Annotated in this window: 3 protein-coding genes; all 3 read left to right on the top strand. The window is 64.7% G+C overall.

Annotated elements, in window-relative coordinates; all coding sequences use genetic code 11:
* The coding region (locus O3298_RS28965; protein ID WP_305061182.1) for a phosphopantetheine-binding protein at window positions 1–643 on the top strand (643 nt) is incomplete at its 5' end.
* 20 nt (window positions 644–663) lie between these two features.
* Window positions 664–5355, top strand: a complete 4692-nt coding sequence (locus tag O3298_RS28960) for a type I polyketide synthase (protein WP_305061181.1) — start codon at window positions 664–666, stop codon at window positions 5353–5355.
* Window positions 5356–5532: 177 nt separating this feature from the next.
* Window positions 5533–7830 (top strand): condensation domain-containing protein (locus O3298_RS28955; protein WP_305061180.1); only part of this gene is annotated, 2298 nt, incomplete at its 3' end.

The following is a 7830-nucleotide window of genomic DNA, read 5'->3' as shown; positions in this document are numbered from 1 at the left end:
GAAGCTGCGCGGCTTCCGCATCGAGCTGGGGGAAATCGAAACCTGGCTGGCGCGGCACGCGGCGGTGCGCGAGGCAGTGGTGGTGGCGCGCGAGGACAGTCCGGGCGACCAGCGCCTGGTCGCCTACCTGACCACGCACGAGGGCAGCGCAGACGCCGGACAACTGCTACCGCAGTTGAAGGATTACCTTGCCGGCGCTCTGCCCGAGCACATGGTGCCGTCGGCCTGGATGGTGCTCGATCAGCTGCCACTGACGGCCAACGGCAAGATTAACCGGAAGGCCTTGCCGGCGCCGGACGGGGGCCTGCTGCGCGCCGAATATGTCGCGGCGCAGACCGATACCGAAGAGCGGCTGGTGGCGCTCTGGCGTGAATTGTTGAACGTCGAGCGGGTCGGCATCCATGACAATTTCTTCGACCTGGGCGGGCACTCGCTGCTCATCATCAGACTGCACGTGCTAATCATGCAATATTTTCAGAAAAGCCTTTCCGTGGTCGATTTGTTCAGATATCCTACCATCGAAAAACTGGCAGGGGCCTTGGACAGTTCGCCCTCGGCAGCGGCGGCCGATGCGGAAAGCCTGGAGCGGGGGCAGCATCGCCGCCAAGCCATGCAGAGGCGCTCTGCAGCCCGCTCCAAATAACAATGATTCTTGAGAAACCTATGACTTCAATTAGTTCGTCGGAATTCAACAATGATGCATATTCGGTAGCTGTGATCGGGATGGCAGGGCGATTCCCGGACGCTAAAAACGTTGATGAGTTCTGGTATAACCTCAAGAACGGTATCGAGAACGTTCGTACTTTCAGTGACGAGGAATTGCTTGCGGCGGGCGTGTCCGCCAGCGTGTTTGAGGACAAGAACTACGTCAAGCGCGGCACCGTTGTGCCCGACTTCGACCGCTTTGATGCGGAGTTCTTCGGCTTCACGCCCAAGGATGCCGAAGTGGCCGATCCGCAGCAGCGCCTGTTCATGGAGGTGGCATGGGAGGCGCTTGAGCATGCGGGTTATGCGCCCGGGGCCTACCCTGGCGCGATCGGCGTGTTTGCCGGCGCCTCGAACAGCGCCTACTTCCTCCACAAGATCTACGGAAACGCCAAGTTTGCGGAGTCCGTCTCCGTGAAGCAAATCCAGATTGGCAACGAGAAGGATTATCTGTGCAGCCGCGTGGCCTACCATCTTGGCCTGCGCGGTCCGGCGGTGGCGGTGCAGACGGCCTGTTCGACTTCGCTCGTGGCCGTGCATCTGGCCTGCCAGAGCATACTGAGCGGAGAAAGCGACATGGCGCTGGCGGGCGGCGCGAGCCTGCAGACGCGCCTGGAAGGCTATATGTACCAGCCGGGGGATATCATGTCGCCCGATGGAAGCTGCCGGACCTTCGACGAAAAGGCGGCCGGCACCGCGCCGGGCAATGGCGTGGCCGCCGTCCTACTGAAATCCTTGAGCAAGGCCCTGGAGGACGGCGATACGATCCACGCGGTCATTCGCGGCTCGGCGATCAATAACGATGCAGCCGACAAGGTGGGATTCACGGCGCCCAGCGTGAACGGGCAGGCGGCAGTGATTACCGAGGCCATGGCCGTGGCCGACGTACACCCGGAATCAATTTCCTATGTGGAGGCGCACGGCACCGGTACCATACTTGGCGATCCGATCGAGATGCGAGCACTCCAGCAGGCGTTTGGCACGTCGACCGACAAGAAGCAGTTCTGCGCCATCGGCTCGCTGAAAACCAATATGGGGCATCTCGACACGGCGGCCGGTGTGACAGGGCTGATCAAAGCCGTTTTGACGGTGAGGGACCGCGAGATCGCGCCCAGCCTGCACTTTACCAAGGCAAATCCGCATATCGACTTCGCCAACAGCCCGTTCTATGTGAACGCATCGCTGCAACAGCTGGCCGCCACGGACACGCCGATGCGGGCCGGGGTCAGTTCCTTCGGTATCGGCGGCACCAACGCACATGTGATCGTCGAGGAGCCGCCGCGCGTGACGACGGAACCGTCGGCGCGGCCAGACCAGGTGCTGCTGCTGTCGGCCAGGACGCCGGAAGCGCTTGCAGCGGCGGGCGCCAATCTGCAGCGCTTCCTCGCCGACCATCCGCAAACCAGCCTGGCCGACGCGGCCTATACGACGCAGGTCGGACGAACCGCCTTCGGCTATCGCCGCGCGTTGGTGTGCAGCAGTGTCGCCAATGCGATCGAACAGCTGGAGACGGAAACGGCCGCACCGGCGCCCGTCGCGGAAGGCAAGGGCAACTCCGTCGTCTTCATATTCCCGGGCCAGGGCGCTCAGTATGCCGGCATGGGGAAGGACTTGTACCAGACCGAGGAAGTGTTTCGGACCGAGATCGACCGTTGCGCTGAGCTCCTGCTGCCGGCGCTGGGCTTGGACCTGCGCGCGGTGCTGTTCGCCGATGGTGAGCAAGGCGGGCATGCCCAGGATCTGCTGCGCCAGACCCAGATCGCGCAACCGGCCTTGTTCGCCGTGGGATATGCGCTGGTGCGTCAGCTCGCGCATTGGGGCATATCGCCCGACGCGATGGCGGGCCACAGTGTGGGGGAATACGTGGCGGCCTGTCTTGCCGGGGTTTTCTCGTTGCCGGACGCGCTTGCGCTGCTGGCCCAGCGCGGCAAGCTGATCGCCGGATTGCCGGCCGGCCGGATGCTGGCGGTACACGCCTCGGAGCCGGCCTTGCAACCGCTGATGGGCAGCGACCTGTGGATCGCCGCGGTGAACGCGCCGGCCATCTGCAGCGTGTCCGGCAGCGCCGAAGCCATCGAAGCGCTGGAGCGCGTGCTGCGTGCACAGAGCATCGAATTTCAGCCCCTGCATACTTCGCATGCCTTCCATTCGGGCATGATGGACCCCATCCTCGATGAATTCGCGGCCGCGGTCTCTCGCGTCAAGCTGAATGTGCCGCGCATTCCCTATGTCTCCAATGTAAGCGGCGGCTGGATCACGGCCGAGCAGGCCACCAGCCCCGCCTATTGGTGTGCGCATCTGCGCCAGGCAGTACGCTTTTCCGATGGCGTGCGCACGCTCATGCAGCGCCATGCGCCGCTGTTTGTCGAAATCGGTCCGGGCCGCTCGCTGGCCAGTCTGGTCAGGCAGCACGCCCAGGCGGGTGTTCAGGTGCGTGCGGTCGGTGCGCTGCCCGACGCCAAGTCGGCTACCTCATCGGCCATCACCCTGATGCGTGCTGCTGGCTGGCTGTGGACGCATGGCGTCGCAATCGACTGGAACCGTTTCCGTGGCCGGGAACGCCGTCGCCGCATTCCGCTGCCGACCTATCCCTTCGCGCGCAAGCGGCACTGGATCAACGATCCCGTGCCGGTGGATCTGCCGGCGGCCCAGCCGGACCGGACCCGCCGCGCCGATGTCGGGCAGTGGTTTTACGCGCCGACCTGGAAGCGTTTGCCTGGCCCTGTGCCCGGCGCTGCCGCTGCATCCACGGTGCATCTGGTGCTGGCTGATCGCCACGGCTTGAGCCAGTCCGTTATCGATGCGATCCGGGCCGGGGGCGAACAGGTCATCGTCGTCACGCAGGGCGGCGATTTCGCCGCCGTGAGCGCAGAACGGATTGAGATCGACGCCGCCCAACCCGCTCACTACGAACGCCTGCTGTCACTGTGCATGGAACGGCATGGCATGCCCGCCAGGATCACCCATTGCTGGAGCCTGACGCCGCCGCAAAGCGGCAGCGCCATCGACCAGCACGATGGCTTCTACAGCATGCGCTTCCTCGCGCATGCGATCGGCCGGCTTGGCATCGACGCCGCACTGACCATCAATGTGCTCTCGAATGGGCTTTATGCCGTCATCGGCGACGAGTTCCTCGCTCCCGAGAAGGCGACCCTGCTCGGACCATGCCAGGTTATGGCCCTGGAATGTGCGAACCTCCGCAGCCGCAGCGTGGACATCGTCGTCACGCCTGGCGAGGGAATCGGCGCCAGGCTTGGCGCGCTGTTGGCGGCGGAGTTGTCCAGCGACGTAGCCGAAACCATTGTGGCGTTGCGCGGCAGTTACCGTTGGAGCCGAGTCATCGAGCCGGTGTCAGTGGCGGTGCACGGGACGCTGCCGGCGGTCTCCGGCAGCCGTCAACATTACCTGATCACGGGCGGGCTGGGCGGAGTCGGCTATGCCTTCGCGCGCTATCTGGCCGAAAATCGTTCCGCTCCCGCGCTCACCCTGACCGGGCGCCAGCCATTGCCGCCCAAGGCGGAGTGGGGCGACTACCTTCGGGCGCATGCGGACGACGACGCCGGCAGCCGCAAGATCGGCCAGTTGCAAGCGCTGGAGGCGCTGGGCGCCGCCGTGCTGTACCTTGCAGCCGACGTCGCTGACGAAGCGGCCATGAACCGGATGGCCGATGCCGCCATATTGGCATTCGGTCAGCTGCAAGGCATTTTCCATGCGGCTGGACAGGCCGGTGCTGCAGCCCTGCGCCTGGCGCCGGGGGGGCAGGCGGGCCAGGTACTGGCGCCGAAACTGGCTGGCGCGGCGATACTGAGCAAGATCTTCGACTTCTCGCGCCTTGACTTCGTCATCCTGTGCTCGTCGATGAATGCCGTGCTGCCTTTCGCCGGCCAGGCCGATGCGGCGGGAGCGGATGCCTTCCTGGACGCGCTGGCCCATCGCGACAGCTTGCAAGCGGGTGGCAACGTCCTGTCGGTCAACTGGACGATCTGGAAGGATGCCGGGATGATGGCGCGCGCCAAGTTGCCGCAGCATCTGACGGAGGATGGCTCCGGCCTTGCCGCGTTGATGTCGAACGGCATTGCCGAACGCGATGCGAAGGCCGTGTTCGATGTCCTGCTGGCGTCCCGACTGCCCCAGCTGATCGTCTCGCCGCTGGCGTTTGCGGTCACGGCCGGGCACATCGCCGATGTCAACCGGTCGGCGCTGGACGCCGAAAAGCCGCAATCGGTGGCTGGTGGACAGGGCGTCACTCGTTCCGACCTGCTGGTGGCCTATGCGGCACCCGGCAATGATGTCGAGAAGACGCTGGCCGGCATCTGGCAGAACCTGTTCGGCATGGAAGCGATTGGCGTCCATGACGATTTCTTTGACCTGGGCGGCCATTCCCTGATGGCGACGCAGGTGCTGTCGCATGTGCGCAAGCATTTGCAGGTCGACCTGCCGCTGCGAAGCCTGTTTGAGGCGACCACCATCGCTGCGCTGGCGGCGCAGATCGAAGCGGCCCGGGTGCAGGCCGAAACGGCAAGGCTGGAGAATATGGCCGCCGCCAAGGTCTCCGTGCAGAAGAGCATCGACGCCATGTCGCCAGAGGAAATCGCCGCCTTGCTCGCCGAAAAGAAACGTCTGAAAGCCAGTCAAACTCCACTGGCGTGATAGACCTCACGCCATTTTGCCCTACCTGGCGACTCTGCCAGGCGGTCCTTGCGTTCCTGTAAGCGAGGATGCAAGGTGAGGGTGAGCATCCCTGCCGGAGCCGCTGACATCCACCCATTCGCGCTTCCGGGACAGACAACGACATTCATTTACTTATCTTTTGAGAGGCACCATCGTATGACCGAGCGCTCGCTGGAATCAATGAAAGAGGAACTCCTTGCTCTGCTGCTGGCGGAGGATGAGCCGCAGCAGCCGACGTCGATTGCGCTGGCCGACCGCGCGGGTTTGCTGCCTCTTTCGTATTCACAGGAGCGGGTCTGGTTCATCGACCGCTTCACCGATGGGGGCGCGGCCTACAACCTGCCCGGCGCGTTTGAAATCCGGGGGCGGCTGGACCGCGCCGCGCTCGAGCGCACGCTCAACGAGATCGTGCGCCGCCATGAAGTGCTGCGCACGACCTTTGATCTTGTCGATGGCGCGCCGGTGCAGGTGGTCGCTCCCGAGTTGCGGCTGGCCATTCCGGTCGTCGATATCAGCGCACTGCCGCCGGGCGAACGGCAGGCCCGGGCTGAGGCGCTGGCGCGGGACGAGGCGCGCGCGCCGTTCGACCTGCAAGCCGGCCCCTTGCTGCGTGCCCGGCTCATTGCAATGGGCGAGGACGTTCATGTGTTTCTGTTGACGTTCCATCATATCGTCTTCGATGGCTGGTCGATGGGGGTACTGATCGGCGAAGTGGCCGCCTTGTACAGCGTGTTTGTCGAAGGGACCGCGCCGCAGTTGCCGGAACTGGCGCTGCAGTATGCCGACTTTGCGCATTGGCAGCGCGAGCAGCTGGCTGGTACGGCACTGCAGAAGCAGCTCGACTACTGGAAAACCCAATTGCACGGCGCACCGGCCTTGCTGTCGCTGCCGACGGATCGTCCGCGTCCGGCGGTGCAGACCCACGAAGGGGGTAATGTACCGCTGCTGTTCCCACCGCACATCGCCAGCGGCTTGCACCGCGTTGGCCAGCAGGCGCAGGCCACCTTATTCATGACGCTGGCGGCGGCCTTCAATGTGCTGCTCAGCCGTTATGCCGGCCAGGATGACATCTGCATCGGCACGCCGATCGCGAATCGCCAAAGGGCGGAGCTTGAGCCGCTGATCGGTTTCTTCGCCAGCACTCTGGCGCTGCGCACGCGGGTGGATGCGGCGCAGCGCTTCGATGAACTTCTCGCGCAGGTCAAGGCGACTACGCTGGATGCCTATGCCCATCAAGACGTGCCGTTCGAACAGGTGGTGGAGCATCTGGCGCCGGCACGCAATGCCAGCCATAGTCCACTGTTCCAGGTGATGTTGGTGCTTCAGAACACGCCTGCGGGCAAGCTGGATCTGCCCGGCCTGGCGCTCAGGCCGATGGGCGTCGAACAACAGATCGCGAAGTTCGACCTGACGCTAACGCTGGTCGAGGCGGAGGATGGACTTGGCGGTAACTTCGAATACAACACCGACTTGTTCGACCGCGCCACGGTGGAGCGGATGGCCGAGCATTTGCAGACGCTGCTGATGGCGGTTATAGCCAATCCGCAGGCGCCGGTCCGCGAGCTGTGCATGCTGGCCGAAGGCGAGCGGCAGCAACTGCTGGTCGATTGGAACAGCACGGCGAAAGAATTCGCACACGGCCAGACACTGCACGCGCTGTTCGAGGAGCAGGTGCTGCGCAGCCCCGCAGCGGAGGCCGTCAAGTTCGAGGGCCAGTCGCTGACTTACGGCGAGCTCAATGCGCGCGCCAACCGCCTGGCGCACTACCTGCGCGGGCAGGGTGTGGGCGCCGACAGCCTGGTGGGTATCTGCGTCGAGCGCAGCGTCGAGATGGTGGTGGGCTTGCTGGGCATCCTGAAGGCCGGTGGCGCCTATGTGCCGCTCGATCCAGGCTATCCGAAGGACAGGCTGGCCACCATGCTGGACGATGCGCGTCCGACCGTACTGCTGACCCGCCAGGCGCTGGCCGATTCGCTGGTCGCCGCGCTGGCAGCGTCGATGGACCCGGCGTTGCCGGTGCTGTGCCTGGACAGCCAGTGGCCGTCGCTGGCAGGGGAGTCGGAAGTCAACCCGGCGCCGCAAGGCGGTCCGGCCAGCCTGGCTTATGTGATCTATACCTCGGGTTCGACCGGCAAGCCGAAGGGCGTGGCCATCGAGCACGCCGGCATCGTCAACCGCCTGCAGTGGATGCAGGCCGAGTATGGGCTGACGGCGGCCGACCGCGTGATGCAGAAGACGCCGTTCAGCTTCGATGTGTCGGTGTGGGAGTTCTTCTGGCCGCTGCTGCAGGGCGCCACGCTGGTGGTGGCCAAGCCGGAAGGGCATCAGGATCCCTACTATCTGGCCGCACTGGTTGCCAGCGAGGGGATCACCACGATGCACTTCGTGCCGCCGATGCTGGAGGCCTTCCTGGCTTCGGCCGGGCTGGCGCAGTGCGCAACGCTGCGGCAGCTG

Source organism: Janthinobacterium sp. SUN137, from assembly GCF_030587265.1.
Taxonomy (GTDB): domain Bacteria; phylum Pseudomonadota; class Gammaproteobacteria; order Burkholderiales; family Burkholderiaceae_D; genus Janthinobacterium; species Janthinobacterium kumbetense.
Note: the sequence above shows the minus strand (reverse complement) of the source record. Positions and strands in the feature narration are given on the sequence as shown.